Source organism: Candidatus Polarisedimenticolia bacterium (assembly GCA_036001465.1).
GTDB lineage: Bacteria > Acidobacteriota > Polarisedimenticolia > Gp22-AA2 > Gp22-AA2 > Gp22-AA3.
The window spans coordinates 159,232-179,258 of record DASYUH010000013.1 but is presented as its reverse complement, the minus strand read 5'-3'; the positions used below and the strand labels follow the sequence as shown (position 1 = coordinate 179,258).

The following is a 20,027-nucleotide window of genomic DNA, read 5'->3' as shown; positions in this document are numbered from 1 at the left end:
ATGGCATCCACTCCATGCTCCGCAGCGTCCTTCACGTCGACATCGCCGCCTTCCCGATCGCCGTCGAGAGGGTGATCGAGCCCCATCTGCGCGGGCGGCCGGTGCTGGTGGCGCCGCCCGGGTCGGCGCGAGCGCCGGTCTGGGTGGTGTCGCAGGAGGCGGCGCGGGAAGGGGTGCGGACCGGGATGCCCTTGCCCGTGGCGCTGCGGCGCTGCCCGGGGGTGGCGGTCCTGCATCCGAACGAGGCGCTCTACCGGCGGGCCACGGGGGCGCTCCTCTCGCTGCTCGGCGGGTTCTCCCCCCTGATCGAGCCGGCTGCGTTGGGGCAGACGTTTCTGGATCTCACCGGCACGGGGCGCCTGTTCGGCGCGGCGCAGGACGCGGCGGTGCGCATCCGCCGCGAGATCGAAGCGCGGCTGCGGCTCAAGCCGACGGTCGGGCTGGCGACGAGCAAGCTGGTGAGCCGCGTGGCCGCGCGGGTGATCCGGCCGGACGGGCTGTGCGACGTCTTCCCGGGATCGGAGGCGCCGTTCCTGGCCCCCTTGCCGGTCGGGCTCCTGCCGGCGGCGCACGGCGAGACGCGCGAGCGGCTTTCCGACCTCAACGTCGCACGGGTGGCCGATCTGCTGCGCTTCTCGCCGGCGCAGCTTCTGGTCGCGTTCGGGCGGCAAGGCGGGCGGCTGCGCGGCCAGGCGCTCGGGATCGACGCCTCGCCGGTGCGCCCGCCCGAGGAGGCGGTGGCGGTGGTGGAGGAGGAGACGCTCGCCGAGGACTCGAACCACGAGGCGGTGCTGCTGCGGGCGCTCTTCGGCCTGTGCGAGCGGGCGGGGGCGCGGCTGCGGCGGCTTCAGGCGCGGGCCGGCCGGCTGCGGGTCACGCTGCGCCACAGCGACGACGTCCTGGCGCGCCGCGAGGAGCGGCTGCCCCTGCCGGTCGCCGCGGACCTTCCGCTGTTCGCGCAGGCGCGGGGGATCTGCGAGCGGGCCCGGGCGCGGCGGGTGCGGGTGCGCTGGATCGAGCTGCGCTGCCTGGAGATCGCCCGCGCCCCCAGGCAGCTGGAGCTGTTCCGCCCGGCGGCGTTCGACGCAAGGGCCCGGGACGGCGGCGCCGCCGGCCCGCTGGCGGAGGCGATGGATCGGATCCGCGGGCGCTTCGGCGGCCGGGCGATCCTTTCCGGGAGGATGTTCGCGGGGCGGGCCGTTTCACCCGCGGAGGGCGGCGCACGGTCGCCGGTGCCGCCCCGATGAGCGATCCTCCCGCCTTCGTCCATCTTCAAGTCCGCTCGCACTACAGCCTGATGCGCGGCGCCGCGAGCCTCGAGGCGCTGTGCGCCGCCGCGGCGGAGCGCGGCATGCGGGCGATCGCCTGCACCGACGTGGACGGGCTGTACGGGGCGGTGCGCTTCCGGGAGATCGCCCTCGACTGCGGGCTCTCGCCCGTCCTCGGGGCGGAGGTGACGGCCCCCGACGCGCGGCGCCGCGAGGCGGGGGAGAGGGCGACGCTTCTGGTGAAGACGGCGGAGGGGTACGCCAACCTCTGCCGCATCCTGACGCGGCGGCATCTCGACCCCGGCTTCTCGGTCCTGGACGCGCTCAAGGGAGACACCCGCGGGCTGGTCGTCCTGTCGCCGTCTTTGGCCCTGCTGCAGGCGGCGCTCGAGGCTCGCGGGGCGCGCGATCTGCATCTGGCGCTCGGGTCGTCGTCGGCGCCGTCGGCGGCGGAGGGGACGTTCCACCGGCTGCGCGCCGCGCGGCGGCTCGGCATCGGGCCGGTCGCGGTCAACGACGTGCACTTCGTGGACGCGGGGGGCTTCGACCTGCACCGGCTGCTGCGCGCCATCTCCCTCAACACCACGCTCGACCGCGTCCCGCCGGAGGATCTGGCGTCGCCGCAGGCCTGGCTCAAGCCGCCCCTCGAGATGGAGCGCGCCTACCCGCACTGCCCCGAGGCGGTGGCGGCGACGGCGCGCATCGCGGAGGAGTGCGTCCTCGACGCGCCCCCCTGGGGGGCGCTCGTCTTCCCGCGCTTCGCGGACCTGAAGATCGACGGCGCGTCCGGCGACTCGCTCGCCCTGCTCGAGGCGCGCTGCGAGGAGGGGGCGCGCTGGCGGTACGGCGCGGTCACGCCGCAGGTGCGCGCCCGGCTCGATCACGAGCTGGCGATCATCCGCGAGAAGAATTTCGCCGACTACTTCCTGGTGGTGCAGGAGATCGTGAGGCGCTCTCCTCGTACATGTGGAAGGGGGTCGGCGGCGGCGTCGATCGTCTCGTACGTGCTCGGCATCACGCACGTCGAGCCGATCCGGCACGACCTGTACTTCGAGCGCTTCCTGAACCGCGGCCGGGTCGACCCGCCCGACATCGACGTCGACTTCTGCTGGGACGAGCGGGACGACCTGCTCGACTGGGTGTTCAGGACGCTCGGCGAGGAGCGCACGGCGATGATCGCCAACCACGTCACCTTCCGGGCCCGGGCCGCGGTGCGCGAGGTGGCGAAGGTCTACGGCCTGCCGGACGCGGAGATCGCCCGGGTCGCCTCGGGCCTGTCGCGCTACTGGGGGGCGGAGACGGCGCTCGAGGCGACGCGACGTTCGCCGCTCTTCCGCGGCGCGGAGTTCGACCCGCGACAGGGAGGGGTGCTGGCGCGGCCGCCGTGGCCGGAGATCCTGGAGGCGGCGGCGCGGCTCGAGGGCTTCCCGCGCCACCTGTCGGTGCACTGCGGCGGGGTCGTGATCGCCCCCGACGGGGTGTCGCGCCACGTGCCGGTGGAGCGGGCGGCGAAGGGGGTGCGGGTCATCCAGTGGGAGAAGGACCAGGCCGAGGAGGCCGGCCTGGTCAAGATCGATCTCCTGGGGAACCGTTCGCTGTCGGTCATCCGCGACGCCTGCGCCGCCGTCCGGGAGCACGGCGGTCCGGACCTGCCGTCCGGCTCGTTCGACCCGATCGACGACCCGCGCACGCAGGAGAAGATCCGGGACGGCGACACGATGGGGGTGTTCTACGTCGAGTCGCCGGCCATGCGGCAGCTGCAGCAGAAGACGCGCCGCGGCGACTTCGAGCACCTGGTCATCCACTCGTCGATCATCCGGCCGGCCGCCAACGACTACATCCGCGAGTACGTCCGCCGCCTGCGCGGCGGCGCCTGGACGTCGCTCCACCCGATCCTCGACGAGGTGCTGCACGAGACCTACGGGATCATGTGCTACCAGGAGGACGTGGCGCGCACCGCCATCCGCATGGCCGGCTTCAGCGACGCCGAGGCGGACGGCCTGCGCAAGGTGCTGTCGAAGAAGTGGGCCGGGAAGAAGGTCGAGGACTACCGGCAGCAGTTCACCCGGGGGGCGGGGGAGCGCGGCATCCCTCCCGAAGTCGTCGGAGAGGTCTGGCGGATGATCCTGTCGTTCGCCGGCTACTCCTTCTGCAAGCCGCACTCGGCCTCGTACGCCCTCGTGTCGTTCAAGGCGTGCTACCTCAAGGCGCACCACCCGGCCGAGTTCATGGCGGCGGTCATCAGCAACGGGGGCGGCTACTACTCGACCTTCGCGTACGTCTCCGAGTGCCGCCGGATGGGGCTCGAGGTGCTTCTGCCGGACATCAACGAGAGCGCCAGGGCGTACACCGGCGGGAGCGCGCGGGCGGAGCAGGGCGCGCCGCCGGGGCAGCGGGCGCCGGACCGGGAGGAGCGGGGTACTGTGCGCGTCGGCCTGATGCAGATCAAGGGGCTGCGCGACGAGGCGCTCGAGGCGATCCTCGCCGAGCGCAAGGAGGGCGGACCGTTCGCCTCGTTCGACGAATTCCTCGGGCGCGTGCCGATCGATCCGTCGGACGCGCGCCTCCTCATCCGCGCCGGCGCGTTCGACGGCATCGGGTTCGGGGCCGAGCGTGCCGCGGCCGCGCGGCCGGCGACAGGCGCGACCGGGTCCGGCGCGGCGGCCGGCCCCGATCTGGCGGTCCGGCCGCGGCTGCACTGGCGGCTGGCGGAGTGGGAGGCGAAGACGGAGGGGCGGCGCTCGGCGGCGCGCTCCCTGTTTCCTCCCGACCTGGGGCCGCTGCCGGATCCGCGGCCGTACGACGAGGCGCGCCTGCTCAGGGACGAGGCCGACGCCCTCGGCTTCCTGGTGAGCCGGCACCCGCTGACGCTGTATCGCGGGCACCTCCTGGCCTTGCGGCAGGCCGGGATCCGGCCGGTGCGGGCCGCGGCGCTCAAGGAGCACGTGGGGAGGAGGGTGGCGACGATCGGCTGGCTCGTCACCGGGAAGGTGGTGACCACGAAGGAGGACGAGCCGATGGAGTTCATCTCCTTCGAGGACACCACGGCGATCTACGAGACCACGTTCTTCCCGCGCGCCTACGAGCGCTTCTGCGGCATGCTCACGGCGGCGCGGCCGTTCGTCCTGAAGGGGACGATCGAAGAGGAGTTCGGGGCGGTGGCGATGACGGTCGAGGAGGCGGCCTGGCTGGACCGGGTGGCGCCGCGGCCGATCGACGGCGGAGCGCCGAGGCCGGTCAGCGGCGGCGCGCCGGGCCCCGCTGCCCCGCGGGCGGCTCCGACAGGACGATCGTCGCCTCGCGCCGGCGCCCGTCCCGGACGAACTCCAGGGCCGCCCGGTCGCCCGGCCTGAGGCGCGACAGCTGCGTGCGCAGATCGTTGTCCGTGACGACCGTCCGGCCGCGGAACGAGACGATGACGTCGCCGCGATGAAGGCCCGCCGCGGCGGCCGGGCCGTCCGGATCGAGCGACGCGACGATGGCGCCGCGAAGCTCGCCGAGATCGAAGGCGCGGGCCATCTCGGGCGTGAGGTTCTGGACGGCGATCCCGGCGTAGCCGCGCACGACGCGGCCGTTCTTCAGAATGCTGTCGAGCACGTCGCGCGCCATGTTGGAGGGAATGGCGAAGCCGATCCCCTGGTACCCGCCGGAGCGCGAGTAGATCGCGGTGCTGATGCCGACCACCTCGCCGCGGGTGTTCACCAGCGCCCCGCCCGAGTTGCCCGGGTTGATCGCCGCGTCGGTCTGGATGAAGTCCTCGTAGTCGGCCAGGCCGAGGCTGCCGCGCCCGATGGCGCTGACGATCCCCATGGTGACGGTCTCGCCCAGCCCGAACGGGTTGCCGATCGCCAGCACGATGTCCCCCACCTCGAGCCTCTCCGAGTCCCCCATGACCGCGTGGGGCAGGGAGTCCCGCTCGACGCGCAGCACCGCGAGGTCGGTGCGCTGATCGGCGCCGACGATCCTGGCCCGCATCTCCCGTCCGTCCCCGAGCGCCGCCTTCACCTCCTGGGCCTGCTCGACCACGTGGTAGTTGGTCAGGATGGTCCCCTGGTCGTCCACGAGGACGCCGGAGCCGAGGCTCATGGCGCGCTGGTCGCGGGGAACCACGAGGCCGGGGAACTCCTCGCCGAAGAAATCGCGGAAGAACGGATCGACCAGGAACGGCGAATACTGGTAGGTGCGGATGACCTTGTAGGAGGAGATGTTCACGACCGCAGGCATGACGGCGCGGGCGATGGCGGCGTAGCCGTCCTGGGACGTCCGGGACGTCGAGCCTGCGTCGAGGTGCGGCGCCTGAGAGGGGGAGAGGCCGCGCGGACCCTCGGCCGGGGCCTCCGCCCCTCCGGCGGACTGGCCCCGCCCGATCTCCGGGTGGCCGTGTCGGCGGGCCGTCGAGACCAGCGCGAGCAAGGCTGCGCCCAGACAGGCCCCCGCGAGCAGCAGGCCGGCGGAGGTCACCCCCTTCCTCCCGTCCCGATCCGCCAGCGCGCGGTTCATTGCATCCCCCTGGGAAAGGATGTAATTATACCGTCGACCCTCGGGGTGTTTCGAGGAACGGAAGGACGGAGACGATGGTGCCCGAGTCCTGGGATCTGACGAGCCCCATGGTGATCGACTTCGTCGTCAAGGCGCTCCTGGCGATCGTGTGCGGCGGGCTCATCGGCGTCGAGCGCGAGATCAAGGACAAGCCCGCCGGGTTCCGCACCAACATCCTCATCTGCCTGGGGTCGATGCTCTTCATGTGGCTGTCGACGAAAGTCGCCATGGTGATCGCGGCGGACCGGCCGAGCGACCCGGGCCGGATCGCGGCGCAGGTCGTGACCGGGATCGGTTTCCTCGGCGCCGGGACGATCATCCAGTCGCGCGGGCGAATCATCGGCCTGACCTCGGCGGCCATGATCTGGGTGGTCTCGGCCGTCGGCATGACGATCGGGGCGGGCTACGGGATCATCGCGCTGATCACCACCGGGATCATCCTGGTCGTCCTGGTGGGTCTCGGGCTGGTCGAGCGGCGGGTCTTCAGCCGTTGCACCTACCACGACTGCCAGATCGCCTTCGACGACGACAACGGGCGGACGCGCCGCGAGATCGAGGTCGCCCTGCGCTCCCTCGGGCGGCCGCTCGAGTCGTTCCACCTCCGCCGGGCGGACGACCACGTGGTCCTGACGGTGCCCTACTGCGACGCGCACCGCGAGCACAAGAAGATCCTGGGCGAGCTGTGGAAGATCGAAGGGGTGCGCGAGGTCCGGCCCCTGCGCTGAGCGTTCCTCAGAAGATCGTGTCCACCCGGGCTCCGGAAGGAATCTCGATCCCCAGCCGCTTCGCGGTGTCCCGGTTGACCAGCAGCTCGGGATCTCCCGCCCGCAGCGCCTCGATGTCCCCCGGCAGGAGCGCGCCGCTCAGCACCCGATTCGCCAGACTCGAGGTCTCCTCGCCGAGGCGCTCGTACGAGGCGCCGTAGGAGAGCAGGGCGCCCTGCTCCGCCCATTCAGGGGTCGGGGCGGCCAGAGGCAGGCGGTTCTTGATCGCCCACGTGGTGATCACCTCGCGGGCGCGCGGGATGGAGGTCAGCTCGTCGTCGGGCACGATCAAGGCGTCGATCCGTCCCCGCAGGCTGTTCAGGGCCGGCAGGAGGTCTCCGATGGCGCGGCAGAGCCGGAATTCGACCTGCACCCCGCGGCGCTCCGCCGCCTCGCGCAGATCGTGCACCAGGAGCGACGACGTGTCCGCCTGGTAGACCATCCCCACGCGTCGCAGGGCCGGGAGAACGCCCGACACCCGCTCGATCAGTCGATCGGCATCCGGCTGGTTGAGCAGCAGGCCGATCGTGTCGGTCTTCAAGTCGTGCCGCCGCGCGTCGGTGATCAGGGTCAGGATCGAAGGAATGTCCCGGATCTCGCGACGCACCAGGCGGGCGGCCCGCAGGCCCGCGGCCACGATCAGGTCCGGCTTTTCGGCCCCGATCCTTCGGACGGTCTCGGCCGGGTCCCTTTCGCGATCGAGATCGATCACGCGCACCGGGCTCCCGGCCCGCGCCGCGAGGCCCCGAAGGAACTCGTCGTAGGGGAAGGGGTCCTTGGTCACCAGGGCGGCGATGTCGCGCTCGTTGGGGCGCTTCAGCCTGAAGTCCATCCGGCGCGTGCGTCCGGGCTCGGTCACCATCCCCTCGTACTGGATCGATCGGAAGCCGTCGCGCTCGGCGGTCACGGAGCACACGTGATGCGGGGAGAGGGCCGGGAAGCGGTACCGCCCGCGGGCGTCGGTGATGGCCCACGAGGGGCCGATCCCGTCTCCCGCGAGGAGCAGCCGGGCCCCCGCCAGCGGATTCCCGGCGGAGTCGGCGACGGTTCCCGCAATGGTCGCGACCTCGACGTGGGCGACGGCGGAAGAAGGGGAAAGCAGGCCGGCGAGCGGCATCGCGATCGCCGCCAGGATCCGAGACCCGTGTGTGGACATCATGGAGACCTCCACGGTGCCCGCGAGGGCACCCGACAGCCGGACGCGAGGAATGGACGCACCGGCCCGCATGCCATGGAGCCCTTATATGCCTGGACCGCCTGGCAGGTCAATCGGCGCCCGGGCTTCGAGCGGGGGATGCGCCGCGCCTGGATTGACACGCGCGCGGAAGAGATCCTAGGATGCGCAGCCTCGAACGACGACACGGAGACCAGGCGCATGACCGCCCCGCTCGTGCAGTCGGAATTCCCGGACCTGAGGCTTCTCAGTCGCGGAAAAGTCCGGGACAACTACGATCTGGGGGACGCGCTTCTCATCGTCTCGACCGATCGGATCTCGGCGTTCGATCACATCCTGCCGAACGGCATACCGGACAAGGGGAAGGTCCTGAACCAGATCTCCATCTTCTGGTTCGGGAAGACCGCGGGCCTGGTGCGCAATCATCTTCGGGAACACCGGGTCGAGCGCTTTCCCGGATTGCTGCGCCGGCATGCCGAAATCCTGAAAGGACGGTCGGTCCTGGTCACCCGGCTCGACATGCTGCCGGTCGAATGCGTGGTGCGCGGCTACCTGGCCGGATCGGGGTTCAAGGAGTACGTGAAGACCGGATCGGTCTGCGGCCTCAGGCTGCCTCCCGGGCTCAAGGAGTCGTGCCGCCTGCCGGAGCCCCTGTTCACGCCGTCCACCAAGGCGGTCACCGGGCACGACGAGAACATCCCCTTTGCCAAGGTGGTGGACCTTGTGGGGCGCGAAACCGCCGTGAGCGTGCGGGACCTCAGCCTGCAGATCTACAGGAAGGGATGCGAGCACGCCGAATCGCGCGGCATCATCATCGCCGACACGAAGTTCGAATTCGGGCGCGACCGGGACGGCATGGTCCTGGCCGATGAAGTCATGACGCCCGACTCGTCCCGCTTCTGGCCGAAGGAGACCTACCGGGAAGGCGGCGCCCAGCCATCCCTCGACAAGCAGTACGTCCGCGACTACCTGGAATCGATCGGCTGGGACAAGAATCCGCCGGCGCCCCGGCTCCCCGATGAAATCGTCCAGGGAGCCAGCCGGCGCTATGTCGATATTTTCACGCGCCTGACGGGTCAACCCCTGGAATAGAGTTCAGCTCCGAGCGGTCGGGTCGACCCCGGAATCGGCCCCTCCACCCAGGGAGGCCAGCAGCCGGCGGCTGCGATCGACGCTCTCCGGGGCATGCGGCGCCCGGCGGCGCCTCACGAGGAAGCGGTTCTTCAGCCGGAGCATGCGGCGGACCGAAGCACCGATGCGGGCGGCCCCGACATCCCCCTCCCGTACGGCCGCGAGCAGCTCGGCGTGCGCCGCGCGGATCTTCACCTCCGAGCTGCAGAACATGAGGCCATCGTGACCCGCGGCCAGGGCGCGCAGAGCCAGGCCGCCACCGGGGGTCTGATCCACCGCCCCCATTTCGAGGTCGTCGGTCAGGATCAGCCCGCCGTATTCCACCTTCTTCCGAAGGAAGGTGTCCACCACCGGGCGCGACAGGGTGGCGGGCGCCGAGGCGGGCCCCTGGATGGCGGGATAGTGCGCATGCCCGACCATGACGGCCGGGAGTTTCCTTCGGAGCCGCCGGTAGGGGAGCAGGTCCTCGTCCCAGAGCCGGGCCCGCGACTTCTGGATGACCGGCAGCGTCAGGTGGGTGTCGGCGCGTGCCGACCCCAGTCCGGGGAAATGCTTGCCGACCGGAACGACTCCGGCGCTCAGATGGGCCTCGAGAAACGCCCGGGCCAGCCGGCAGACGACCCCGGGATCATGGCCGTAGGCCCGATCGCCGATGCCATTGCGCGGGTCGCGATCGGACAGGTCGAGCACCGGGGCGAAATTGACGCTGAAGCCGAGGCTCCTGAGCGCCTGCGCCGTGGCCTGGGAATGTCTCCTGACCGCCGCCCCCGCGTCGGGACGACCGGCAAGCTCGAGATTGGGCGGGATCGCCCCGACGATCGGCTTGAGGCGGTTGACCCGGCCCCCTTCCTGGTCGAGGGCGATGAACGGAGGGACGCGCACCGCCCGGTACAGGTCGTCGGTCAATGAGCGGACCTGGGAGGCGCTCTCGATGTTGCGGGAGAACAGGATCAGGCCACCCGGGCGAACCTGGTCCAGAAGGGCCCTGAGTTCCGGCCCGAGGGAGGTCCCCTGGAAGCCTATCCAGAAGAGCTGGCCGATCCTCTCCTCGAGCGACAGGTCTGCGCCGACGGACATCGAAGGGTACTCTATCCGATGGACCCAAGGCCCGCAACCAGGGAGCCTGTCCGTCTCTTGAGGGAGGCTCCTGGGAGCTTTTTCTGTGACGATTTCGTAATGGAACTTGACCCACCCTCTCGTGGAGCCTAGATTGCCGTTGTGGATATGTGAGATAGGTTGTTTATATTGCGATTAGTTAAAAACGCATATCTTAACAATTTTTGTGGAGCAGACTGGAGTCATAAAGCCACATATATGGTGGTCGAAAGCCTAGAGGTCACTGCATCTTGCGGTCGATTTTGAAGGGAGTTTCCTTGACTTGCCTGAGAGGCGATGGTAGCATCCACCGCCTTTCTGCGGATTTGAGTCGGGAGGTCGGGTGATGTCCAGCAAGAAGTTCTACACCATCATGATCGTCCCTCACGCCGCCGCCAAGTTCCGGCGTCTCAAGATATCCCGGAACTTCCTGATCGGGGCGGGCATCTTCCTCGGGCTCATCTTCATTGCCGGCCTCATGTTCCCGACCTACCTGCTGCGCGCCACCCAGCTGTCCGCAGGCATGCAGAAGCTCGCCAAGGAGAACTCGGAGCTGAAGAAGGCGAGCGAGAAGTTCGACGAGTCCCTGGCCGACCTGCGCGGCCGCCTGGCGGAGTTCGAGGCCAAGGCGACGAAGTTCGCCATGCTGGCGGGGGTCGAGGAGAATCCGGCCCAGCAAATGGCGGCGGGCGGCAGCTCCTTCGATTTGAAGGGGCTTTCTCCCAAGGCATCCCAGGCGGTCATCGAGGCGGAAATCAATACCCTGCGGGAGCGCTCCGGCGTCCTGCAGGACACCTTCCGGGTCCTCGACATGGCGTTCCAGAAGCAGTCGCTCCTCCTGTCGTCCACGCCGAGCATCTACCCGGTCCACGGCCTCCTCGGGAACGGCTACGGCTGGCGCCGGGACCCCTTCACGGGGATGCGGGACTTCCACCAGGGGCTCGACCTCGTGGCGCCGATCGGCACGCAGGTCGTAGCTCCAGCGGACGGCATCGTGACCAAGGCAGGCCCGGCGGGGGGGTTCGGCAACTCGGTGTTCATCTCGCACGGGTACGGGATCATCACGCGCTACGGCCACCTGGCGTCCTACAACGTCAAGGTAGGGCAGCGGGTGAAGCGGGGGGACGTGGTGGCCACGGTCGGGACGACCGGCCGCAGCACGGGGCCGCACCTGCACTACGAGCTTCTGGTGCACCAGAGGAACGTCGACCCGATCAAGTACATCCTGGAAGAGTACCGGGCGTTCTAGGCTCCCAAGCCCCGCTGTGTCTTTGATTTCCCCCTGCGTTCTGCTATAGTTGCGGCCAGTGCGGCCGGGTCGAGGAGCCCCGAAACCCGGTCCCGGCAGGCCGCGTCGGGCGCGGCGATCCCTGGATCCGACCCCACCACAGTTCGTTCCCAGGGTTCAGGCCCCTTCGGGGGCGGAGGTCGTCACCCACATCCCGATGCTGATCGACACCATCCTCAAGAAGATCGTCGGCACCAAGAACGAGCGCGAGCTCAGGCGTCTCCAGCCGCGCGTCCAGACCATCAACGACCTCGAGCCTTCCGTCCGCGCTCTCTCCGACGAGCAAATTCGGGCGAAGACCCTGGAGCTCAAGGGCCGGATCGCCGCAGGCACGTCGCCCGACGACATCCTCCCCGAGGCGTTCGCCCTGTGCCGCGAAGCGGCGCGCCGCACCGTGAACATGCGGCACTTCGACGTGCAGCTCATCGGCGGCATGGTCCTGAACCAGGGGAAGATCGCCGAGATGAAGACCGGCGAAGGAAAGACCCTGGTGGCCACCCTGGCGGCCTACCTGAACGCCCTGTCCGGGAAGGGCGTGCACGTCGTCACCGTCAATGATTACCTGGCCCGCCGCGACGCGGCCTGGATGGGCCCCATCTACAGCTTTCTGGGCCTGTCGGTCGGAGTCATCCAGCACGACATGGACGACGCCAGCCGCAAGGCCGCCTACGCCGCCGACGTGACCTACGGGACCAACAACGAGTTCGGCTTCGACTACCTGCGCGACAACATGAAGTACTCGCTCGACGCCATGGTGCAGCGCGGCCACCATTTCGCGGTCGTCGACGAGGTCGACTCGATCCTGATCGACGAGGCCCGGACGCCCCTCATCATCTCGGGCCCCTCGGAGGAATCGACCGAGATCTACTCCCGCGCCGATACCCTCATCCCGCGCCTCAAGAAGGAAGAGGACTACACGGTCGACGAAAAGTCGCGCACCGCGGCTTTGACCGAGGAGGGGGTGGAGAAGGCCGAAAAGTTCCTGCACGTCGAGAACCTGTATGACCCGGCGGAGATGGAGCTGAACCACGCCGTGCACCAGGCGCTGCGCGCCCACGTCCTGTTCAAGAACGACGTCGACTACGTCGTCAAGGACGACCAGGTCCTGATCGTCGACGAGTTCACCGGCCGGCTGATGCCGGGGCGCCGCTGGAGCGACGGGCTGCACCAGGCGGTCGAGGCGAAGGAGAAGGTCAGGGTCCAGAAGGAGAACCAGACTCTCGCCACGATCACCTTCCAGAACTACTTCCGCATGTACGGGAAGCTCGCCGGGATGACCGGGACCGCCGACACCGAAGCGGTGGAGTTCGACAAAATCTACCGCCTCGAGGTGATGGTCATCCCGACCAACCGGCCGCTCATCCGGATCGAGTTTCCGGACGTGGTCTACCGCACGGAGAAGGAGAAGTTCACCGCGGTGGTGGAGGAGATCGAGGACCTGTACGGGAAAGGTCAACCGGTCCTGGTCGGCACCATCTCCATCGAGAAATCGGAGCAGCTGAGCGAGCTCCTGAAGAAGAAGCGCATCCCGCACGTCATCCTGAACGCCAAGTACCACGAGAAGGAGGCCGAAATCGTCGCCCAGGCCGGGCGCCTCAAGTCGGTGACCATCGCCACGAACATGGCGGGGCGCGGCACCGACATCCTGCTGGGCGGCAACGCGGAATTCCTGGCGCGGCGGGAGATCGTCGAGGAAGGGGTCGATCCCGCCACGGTGACCCCCGAGCAGTGGAAGGATCGGATGTCACGGCACCAGGGGCGCTGCGTCACGGAGCACGACCAGGTCGTCGGCCTGGGGGGCCTGCACATCCTGGGGACCGAGCGGCACGAGGCGCGGCGCATCGACAACCAGCTGCGCGGCCGCGCCGGGCGCCAGGGGGATCCGGGGTCGTCGCGGTTCTACATGTCGCTCGAGGACGACCTGATGCGCATCTTCGGGTCGGACCGGATCTCGGGACTGATGAAGCGGCTCGGCATGGAAGAGGGCGTGCCAATCGAGCACGGCATGGTCACCCGCGCCATCGAGCGCGCCCAGAAGCAGGTCGAGGCGCGCAACTTCGAGACCCGCAAGCACCTGCTGGAGTACGACGACGTCAACAACAAGCAGCGCACCGAGATCTACCGCCTCCGCCGGGAGCTCCTCGAGGGGAAGGGCCAGAAGGAGTACCTGCTGCAGAAGGGGGAGGAAATCCTGGACTACCTCCTCGACTCCTGCTGCAACCCGAACGTCGAGCCGGAGGAGTGGCAGCCGGACGAGCTGCGGAACGGTTTGCTGCGCTACTTCGGGATCGACGTGCAGGCCGTGGGGATCGACTGGAAGACGATCAATGCCGTCGATCTGCACGAACGGCTCCGGACGCACGTGCTGGCGCGCTACGAGGAGAAGGAGCGCGCCCTGGGCGAAGAGGCGATGCGCCAGCACGAGCGCGCCCTCATGCTGTACGTCATCGATACCGCCTGGAAGGACCACCTCCTGGCGATGGACCACCTCAAGGAGGGGATCGGCCTGCGCGGCTACGGCCAGCGCGACCCGCTCACCGAGTACAAGAAGGAGTCTTTCGCCATGTTCGGCCTGATGAAGGAGCGGATCGAGGACGAGATCATCATGAACCTCTGGCGCATGGACGCGCAGGTCGCGACCCAGCAGCGGGAGATGCGCGTCAGGCGGGAGCGCGACCTGACGTACACCGCCCCCGCGAAGGAGGCCCCGCAGCCCGTTCAGCGTCCCGCCGGCCGCGTGGGTCGGAACGATCCGTGCCCGTGCGGCTCGGGCAAGAAGTACAAGAAGTGCCATGGTTCGGAGGAGGGGACCGGCACCGCGGCGCGTCCGGCCGCTCCCCACGGAGTGCGGGTATAGAATCACCGGCGGGCGCCCGCTCTCGCCGGCGCCCGAGGAGCAGAGAATGCTGGAAGGCCCCATCCCCGAGGCGCTGACGTTTGACGACGTGCTCCTCCTGCCCGCCCGTTCGGAGGTGCTGCCGAGCAGGGTCGACGTCTCGACGCAGCTCACGCGCAACATCCGGCTGAACATCCCCCTCGTGTCGGCGGCGATGGACACGGTCACCGACTCCCGCCTGGCGATCGCCATGGCGCAGCAGGGGGGCATCGGCATCGTCCACAAGAACATGCCGATCGAGGCCCAAGCGGGGGAGGTGGACAAGGTCAAGCGCTCGGAGAGCGGCATGATCGTGGACCCGGTCACCATCCGCCCGGATCAGAAGATCGCCGACGCGCTCGATCTCATGCAGAAGTACAAGATCTCGGGGGTGCCGGTCACCGACCGTGGCGGGCGCCTCCTCGGCATCCTGACCAACCGCGACCTGCGCTTCGAGACCCGCACGGACCTGTCGGTGTCGGCCGTGATGACCAAGGAGGACCTGGTCACGGTTCCGGTGGGCACGACGCTCGAGGAAGCCAAGACGATCCTGCACAAGCACAAGATCGAAAAACTCCTGGTCGTCGACCGCGAATACCACCTGAAGGGGCTGATCACCGTCAAAGACATCCAGAAGATGATCAAGTACCCGCACGCGTGCAAGGACGGCCTCGGCCGGCTGCGCGTGGGGGCGGCGGTCGGAGTGGGCCCGGACGAGGTCGAACGGGCGCGGGCGCTGGTGGAGGTGCGCGCCGACCTCCTGGTCGTGGACACGGCGCACGGCCACTCGTCCGGCGTGATGGACATGGTGCGCGTCCTGCGGAAGGCGTTTCCAGGGGTCGATCTCGCCGCCGGCAACGTCGCGACCGAGGAGGGGGCGGAGGATCTGATGAAGCTCGGAGTCGACGCCGTCAAGGTCGGCATCGGCCCGGGATCGATCTGCACGACACGCGTGGTGACCGGCGTCGGGGTCCCCCAGGTGACCGCCATCTCGCAATGCGCCCTCGCCGCCCGGCGCCACGGCATTCCGCTGATCGCCGACGGCGGCATCAAGTTCTCGGGCGACATCACCAAGGCGCTCGCGGCCGGCGCCTCCTCGGTCATGATCGGGTCCCTGTTTGCCGGCGCCGAGGAGTCACCGGGCGAGACCATCCTGTTCCAGGGCCGTACCTTCAAGGCCTACCGCGGCATGGGCTCCATCGGGGCGATGCGTCGGGGCAGCGCCGACCGCTATTTCCAGGAGGCGACGGAGGACAAGCTGGTGCCGGAGGGGATCGAGGGGATGGTGCCGCACAAGGGGTCGCTGCAGGGCCTGATGCCGCAGCTGGTGGGCGGCCTGCGCGCCGGGATGGGCTATTGCGGCGCCCGGGACATCGAGACCCTGAGGCGCGAGGCACGCTTCATCCGCATCACCTCCGCGGGGCTCCGGGAAGGGCACGCCCACGACGTGGTGATCACGAAGGAAGCCCCGAACTATCGGATGGAGTGACCCCGCCGGTCGTCGATCCGGATCTCGCGTTCCAGCCCGCCCCGGTCGACGATCTGGACCTCCACCGCCTGGACCGGGCGGTAGGGTCCCAGGCGCTCGGCCCATTCGACGATGGCGACTCCTTCTCCTCCCAGGATCTCCTCAAGCCCCAGCTCGTCCATGTCCTCGATCTTCTCCACGCGGTAGAGATCGATGTGGTACACGGGCAGGCGCCCGTGATACAGGTTCACGAGCGTGAAGCTGGGGGATCGCACCTGACCGGGGTGCACACCCAGCCCCGCAGCGATCCCCCGGGCGAACACGGTCTTCCCCATCCCGAGATCTCCAGTCAGCAGGACGGTGTCCCCGGAGCGCAAGGTGAGGGCGAGCAACTCCCCCGCGGCGCGCGTTTCGTCTTCCTTGCGGCTGAGGACGGACCGGCCCGGCATCCCCGGTCAGGAGAAGAGGAGTTCCATCAGCACCGGCTGGGGCATCAGGTCACGGTGCTGCCGGAACAGCCGGGGCAGGGGACGCACGAACGTGAGCCCCGCGCGCTCGCACAGGGGCCGGGAACGGCTGCTGGCGATCAGCCGGACCTGCTTCAGGTGGCGCCGCCTGCCGACCTCGATCGTTTCCTGCAGGAGCCTGAGGCCGATGCCGTGGCCGCGCAGGTCGGCATCCACCCCGAGTGACGCGAGGTACAGGACATCCCCGCGAGGATTGTGCGAGGCGGACGGCAGGGCGCGCTCGTATTCGAGATAGGTGCGCGGAAAATCGCGCGTCCAGAGCAGGCCGTTGGTCAGGCCGACGAGCCGCGGCGACTGGCCCGGCCGCTGCAGCTCGGCCAGGAGGAAGGCCTCCGGGAGCGCGAACAGGCGTCTCTGGAGCTCGTTGAGCGACGCGCCCAGGCGGCCCCAGACCCGGCGCTCGATCAGGGTCGCCTCCTCGAGATCGTCGGGACGGGCGGGGCGGATGACCACCCGCAGGACCGCCGGCCTAGCGGCCGTCTGCCCCGCCGGACGTCTCGGGGAGGGCCGGGGAATGCCGCGCGCGAGGCTGTCCTGGTGGGTCGAGGAGCGCTGACCCCCCATCGTCGAGTCCTGGCCGTTCTTCATCCAATCCTCCGGGCGTTCGGAAGCGCGTCGTGCCGGTCGTGCGGTCGAGAGGGCTTCAGCCGCTGCAGGGCCGCGGGGAAATGCAGCAGGATGTCCCGGGCGATGAGCGGCCCTTCCCCCACCTCGGCCGCCGCCAGATCTCCCGCCAGGCCATGAAGGTAGACCGCGAGCCGTGCCGCCGCGCCCACCTCGATCCCTTGCGCGACGAGGCCTGCCAGAAGGCCGGTCAGGACATCGCCGGATCCCCCCGTGGCCATCCCCGGGTTGCCGGTCGGATTGACCGAGACGCGGCCCGAGGGGGACGCGACGAGGGTTCTGTGCCCCTTCAGGACGACGTGGCAGGCATGGCGGCGGGCGAAACCACGGGCCAGATCGAGCCGCTGGAGCTGCACGCGTGACCCCGGCATCCCGACGAGCCTTCCCATCTCTCCGGGGTGCGGCGTCAGGACGAGGGGGCGTTTCCTCCCCGAGAGGCGCTCCGTGCAGCCGGCGAAGGCGTTCACGCCATCGGCGTCCAGGATCACCGGGACGCGCGCCCGCAGCACGACCTCGTCAATGAGCCTTCGCGTCTCGGGGTTGGTGGTCAGCCCTGGACCGATCGCCACCACCTGCTTCCCCTCGAGGAGACCGAGCAGGCGATCGATGCCGGCCGCCGCCAGGGTTCCTTCAGCGGTCTCGGGAAGCCCCTCGGTCATGACCTCCATCGCCCGGGAGACGAATCCCGACTGGAGGCCGGCCGGCACGGCGGCGGTGACCAGGCCGCACCCGGCGCGCAGGGCCCCCAGAGCCGCCAGGCGCGCCGCCCCCCCCTTGCCTCGCGATCCGGCGATCACCAGGGCGTGCCCAAAATCCCCCTTATGGCTGTCCGGGCGGCGTTGCGGGAGGAGAGGAGCGAGACCCTCCACGTCCAGGAGATCGAGATCGACCTTCTCCGCGGCAATCGCCTCGTCCGGAATCCCGATGTCCCTGACATGGAGCGTGCCGCACAGGGCCTCGGCGGGAGGGAAGACGTGCGGGAATTTCGGGCGGACGAAGGTCACGGTGTGATCGGCCTTGATGCAGGGTCCGGGCACCTCGCCGGTGTCACCGGACAGGCCGGACGGGATGTCGACCGCCACCACGAGGGGGCGCGCCTGATTGACCTCCTGGAACACGCGCGCCAGGAGACCGGTCACCGGGCGCGACAATCCGGTCCCCAAGAGGCCGTCCACGACCAGGTCGGACGCGTCCAGGAGTCTCCGGGCGGCCTTCCACGAGGCGGCGCCGCGGATTTCCGTGGGGGCGATTCCCATCCGTTCCAGGGTCCTGAGATGGGTCGCAGCGGCCCCCCGGACGTCCTCCCGCCGCCCGAACAGCAGGGCGGAGAACGGGATGCCGCCGTTTCGGAGGTGGCGGGCCAGGACGAAGGTGTCCCCACCGTTGTTCCCCTTGCCGCACAGCAGCAGGATGCGGCGGGACTCCAGATGGGCTTCGAGGCCCTTCAGGACTTCGAGGACGCGCAGCCCGGCGGTCTCCATGAGGACCGTTTCCTGCAGGCCGTACGTCCGGACCGCACGCCGGTCGATGCGGCGCATCTGTTGCGATGTCAGGATTTCCACGGCCATCGACCTCCGGGAAGGGGCTCACTTTACACAGGTAGAAGGGCGGAATCAAGCCGTGTCGAGAGGTCGTGAATCGAGCCCACGTTGACACCCGCGCGACCGGTCAACGATAATCGCGGGCTGTCTCGATTCGCCGCGATCGACTGCGGGTCGGGGCTTCCGGAGAGAGCCATGCTGCGTTTCCTGACCGCCGGAGAATCGCACGGGCCGGCGCTGGTCGCCATCCTGGACGGAATCCCGTCCGGGATGTCCCTCCTGGCCGCCGACATCGACTCCGAGCTGAAGCGCCGGCAGCACGGCTACGGGCGCGGCGGCCGCATGAAAATCGAGCAGGACCGGGTCGAGATCCTCTCGGGTGTGAGACACGGACGGACGATCGGAAGCCCCATCGCCCTCAAGATCGCCAATCGTGACTGGACCAACTGGCAGAAGCCGATGGCGATCGAGCCGGTCGAAGCCGACGACCTCGAGCGCAAGCGGGTGACCCGGCCCCGGCCGGGGCACGCGGACCTGGCCGGCGCCTTGAAGCACGACGCGGACGACGCGCGCGACATCCTCGAGCGGGCGTCGGCGCGGGAGACCACGGCCCGGGTCGCGGTCGGGGCCGTGTGCCGGAAGCTCCTCGCCGCGTTCGACGTGGGGGTCATCAGCCACACGGTGGCGCTCGGATCGGTCGCGCTGTCCCCTGGCCGGGAAATGACCTGGGAGGAGATCGCCGCGGCGGAGGGGAGCGCGCTCCGCTGCGCCGACCGGGAGGTCGAGCAGAAGATGATCGAGGAGATCGACCGGGCGATGTCCTCGCGGGACTCCGTTGGCGGCTCGTTCCAGGTCGTCGCCCGCGGCGTCCCGGCCGGTCTCGGGAGTCACCGGCACTGGGACCTGCGACTCAACGCGCGCCTGGCAGCGGCCCTGTGCTCCATCCAATCGATCAAGGCGGTGTCCGTCGGGGACGGGGTCGAGGCGGCCACCCGGATGGGCTCGGAGTTCCACGACGAGATTCATTACGATCCGACAGGGCGCCGCTTCTACCGCAGGACCAACCACGCCGGCGGCATCGAGGGAGGCATCACCAACGGCGAGGAGATTCGCCTGCGGGTCTACGTGAAGCCGCTCTCGACCCTGCCCAAGGCGCTCCACAGCGTGGATTTGAAGTCCAAGGAGGAGTTTCAGGCCCAGGTCGAGCGCACCGACGTCTCGGCCATCGCCGCCGCCGGCGTCGTGGGGGAGGCGATGGTGGCCTTCGTCCTGGCGGAAGCGTTCCTCGAGAAATTCGGCGGGGACTCGATGAAGGAAATCACCCGCAACCACCGCGGCTACCTGCAACAGCTGCGGGATTACTGAGGAGCGGGTTTCACCGCGGGGCCTCCGGCCCTGCTGCCCCCAAGTGACCTTGACACGGCAGGATCCCCCGGGTACATTTTCCCTACGGCGCGCAGCGACGGTCATCCGGCACGCGGCCGTCCCAGAAGCCGGAACGAATCGCAGCCCGAGGGATGCGGCACGATGAGACTCTCACAGCGAATCGCTTCGAGACTGAGTCTGCTCACGGAGTTCTGGGCATTCATGAGGGTGCGCAAGAAGTGGTGGCTGGCTCCGATCGTCGCGCTTCTCCTGCTCCTCGGTCTCCTGATTGTTCTCACTCAGGGCTCCGCGCTGGCTCCGTTCATCTACACGATTTTCTGAGAAGCCCGGGGACCAGGCCGGACGCC

At 69.4% G+C, this 20,027-nt stretch carries 15 protein-coding genes; 9 read left to right on the top strand and 6 right to left on the bottom strand.

The genetic code is table 11. The features are described from left to right. The first annotated feature begins 14 nt into the window (after positions 1-14). Both VGV60_02990 and VGV60_02985 read left to right on the top strand, forming a co-directional pair. A complete protein-coding gene (locus VGV60_02990; GenBank protein HEV8700218.1) occupies positions 15-1,247 on the top strand; it encodes a DNA polymerase IV in 1,233 nt (410 codons plus the stop codon). Further along, the gene (locus tag VGV60_02985) at positions 1,244-4,621 is read left to right on the top strand and encodes a DNA polymerase III subunit alpha (protein ID HEV8700217.1); all 3,378 of its coding nucleotides are present in this window, start codon (positions 1,244-1,246) and stop codon (positions 4,619-4,621) included. Before VGV60_02990 ends, VGV60_02985 begins: the two co-directional genes overlap by 4 nt. Here VGV60_02985 and VGV60_02980 read toward each other — a convergent pair. Then, a complete protein-coding gene (locus tag VGV60_02980; protein ID HEV8700216.1) occupies positions 4,506-5,768 on the bottom strand; it encodes a Do family serine endopeptidase in 1,263 nt (420 codons plus the stop codon). The two genes, VGV60_02985 and VGV60_02980, sit on opposite strands and share 116 nt — an antisense overlap. Before the next feature lie 77 nt (positions 5,769-5,845). Between VGV60_02980 and VGV60_02975 the strand changes: the two genes are divergently transcribed. Continuing rightward, entirely contained in the window at positions 5,846-6,532 is a 687-nt protein-coding gene (locus tag VGV60_02975; GenBank protein ID HEV8700215.1) for an MgtC/SapB family protein, read from the top strand. A 7-nt stretch (positions 6,533-6,539) separates the two neighbouring features. On the opposite strand, the gene VGV60_02970 is transcribed toward VGV60_02975, so the two are convergent. Then, positions 6,540-7,730 carry an ABC transporter substrate binding protein gene (locus VGV60_02970; protein HEV8700214.1) on the bottom strand — a complete coding sequence of 397 codons (1,191 nt, stop codon included), beginning with the start codon at positions 7,728-7,730 and terminating at the stop codon, positions 6,540-6,542. A 216-nt stretch (positions 7,731-7,946) separates the two neighbouring features. On the opposite strand from VGV60_02970, the gene VGV60_02965 reads away from it, so the two are divergent. Further along, positions 7,947-8,837, top strand: a complete 891-nt coding sequence (locus tag VGV60_02965; protein ID HEV8700213.1) for a phosphoribosylaminoimidazolesuccinocarboxamide synthase — start codon at positions 7,947-7,949, stop codon at positions 8,835-8,837. Positions 8,838-8,840: 3 nt separating this feature from the next. Here VGV60_02965 and VGV60_02960 read toward each other — a convergent pair whose 3' ends face one another. After that, complete coding sequence (locus tag VGV60_02960; protein HEV8700212.1) at positions 8,841-9,953, bottom strand: glycoside hydrolase family 3 protein; 1,113 nt, start codon at positions 9,951-9,953, stop codon at positions 8,841-8,843. A 364-nt stretch (positions 9,954-10,317) separates the two neighbouring features. Between VGV60_02960 and VGV60_02955 the strand changes: the two genes are divergently transcribed. From VGV60_02955 to guaB, 3 genes are all read left to right on the top strand, one after another. Then, a complete protein-coding gene (locus VGV60_02955) occupies positions 10,318-11,220 on the top strand; it encodes a M23 family metallopeptidase (GenBank protein HEV8700211.1) in 903 nt (300 codons plus the stop codon). A 199-nt stretch (positions 11,221-11,419) separates the two neighbouring features. After that, positions 11,420-14,116: a preprotein translocase subunit SecA gene (secA, locus tag VGV60_02950; GenBank protein ID HEV8700210.1), complete on the top strand. Its 2,697-nt coding sequence runs from the start codon at positions 11,420-11,422 to the stop codon at positions 14,114-14,116. Between the two features lie 46 nt (positions 14,117-14,162). After that, entirely contained in the window at positions 14,163-15,623 is a 1,461-nt protein-coding gene (gene guaB / locus VGV60_02945; GenBank protein ID HEV8700209.1) for an IMP dehydrogenase, read from the top strand. Here guaB and tsaE read toward each other — a convergent pair. Genes tsaE through VGV60_02930 form a run of 3 tightly spaced genes read right to left on the bottom strand, consistent with a single transcriptional unit; the run spans position 15,608 to position 18,315 of the window. Continuing rightward, positions 15,608-16,051: a tRNA (adenosine(37)-N6)-threonylcarbamoyltransferase complex ATPase subunit type 1 TsaE gene (gene tsaE / locus VGV60_02940; GenBank protein HEV8700208.1), complete on the bottom strand. Its 444-nt coding sequence runs from the start codon at positions 16,049-16,051 to the stop codon at positions 15,608-15,610. The two genes, guaB and tsaE, sit on opposite strands and share 16 nt — an antisense overlap. Before the next feature lie 6 nt (positions 16,052-16,057). Continuing rightward, the gene (locus VGV60_02935) at positions 16,058-16,717 is read right to left on the bottom strand and encodes a GNAT family N-acetyltransferase (GenBank protein HEV8700207.1); all 660 of its coding nucleotides are present in this window, start codon (positions 16,715-16,717) and stop codon (positions 16,058-16,060) included. Beyond that, positions 16,714-18,315, bottom strand: coding sequence for an NAD(P)H-hydrate dehydratase (locus VGV60_02930; protein ID HEV8700206.1), 1,602 nt, complete (start codon positions 18,313-18,315; stop codon positions 16,714-16,716). Before VGV60_02930 ends, VGV60_02935 begins: the two co-directional genes overlap by 4 nt. A gap of 174 nt (positions 18,316-18,489) precedes the next feature. Between VGV60_02930 and aroC the strand changes: the two genes are divergently transcribed. Together aroC and VGV60_02920 are read left to right on the top strand one after the other, a co-directional pair. Then, on the top strand, positions 18,490-19,659 hold the full coding sequence (gene aroC, locus VGV60_02925) for a chorismate synthase (protein ID HEV8700205.1): 1,170 nt from the start codon (positions 18,490-18,492) through the stop codon (positions 19,657-19,659). A gap of 162 nt (positions 19,660-19,821) precedes the next feature. After that, positions 19,822-20,001, top strand: coding sequence for a DUF5989 family protein (locus VGV60_02920; protein HEV8700204.1), 180 nt, complete (start codon positions 19,822-19,824; stop codon positions 19,999-20,001). Positions 20,002-20,027: the final 26 nt, after the last annotated feature.

What these genes read in the sequence shown, in the direction of transcription:
- VGV60_02990 (HEV8700218.1), top strand. Translation starts at nt 15, where the DNA reads ATGCTCCGCAGCGTCCTTCACGTCGACATCGCCGCCTTCCCGATCGCC.
- aroC (HEV8700205.1), top strand. Translation starts at nt 18,490, where the DNA reads ATGCTGCGTTTCCTGACCGCCGGAGAATCGCACGGGCCGGCGCTGGTC.
- VGV60_02920 (HEV8700204.1), top strand. Translation starts at nt 19,822, where the DNA reads ATGAGACTCTCACAGCGAATCGCTTCGAGACTGAGTCTGCTCACGGAG.
- VGV60_02955 (HEV8700211.1), top strand. Translation starts at nt 10,318, where the DNA reads ATGTCCAGCAAGAAGTTCTACACCATCATGATCGTCCCTCACGCCGCC.
- tsaE (HEV8700208.1), bottom strand. Translation starts at nt 16,051, where the DNA reads ATGCCGGGCCGGTCCGTCCTCAGCCGCAAGGAAGACGAAACGCGCGCC.
- guaB (HEV8700209.1), top strand. Translation starts at nt 14,163, where the DNA reads ATGCTGGAAGGCCCCATCCCCGAGGCGCTGACGTTTGACGACGTGCTC.
- VGV60_02965 (HEV8700213.1), top strand. Translation starts at nt 7,947, where the DNA reads ATGACCGCCCCGCTCGTGCAGTCGGAATTCCCGGACCTGAGGCTTCTC.
- VGV60_02970 (HEV8700214.1), bottom strand. Translation starts at nt 7,730, where the DNA reads ATGATGTCCACACACGGGTCTCGGATCCTGGCGGCGATCGCGATGCCG.
- VGV60_02985 (HEV8700217.1), top strand. Translation starts at nt 1,244, where the DNA reads ATGAGCGATCCTCCCGCCTTCGTCCATCTTCAAGTCCGCTCGCACTAC.
- VGV60_02980 (HEV8700216.1), bottom strand. Translation starts at nt 5,768, where the DNA reads ATGAACCGCGCGCTGGCGGATCGGGACGGGAGGAAGGGGGTGACCTCC.
- VGV60_02935 (HEV8700207.1), bottom strand. Translation starts at nt 16,717, where the DNA reads ATGAAGAACGGCCAGGACTCGACGATGGGGGGTCAGCGCTCCTCGACC.
- VGV60_02960 (HEV8700212.1), bottom strand. Translation starts at nt 9,953, where the DNA reads ATGTCCGTCGGCGCAGACCTGTCGCTCGAGGAGAGGATCGGCCAGCTC.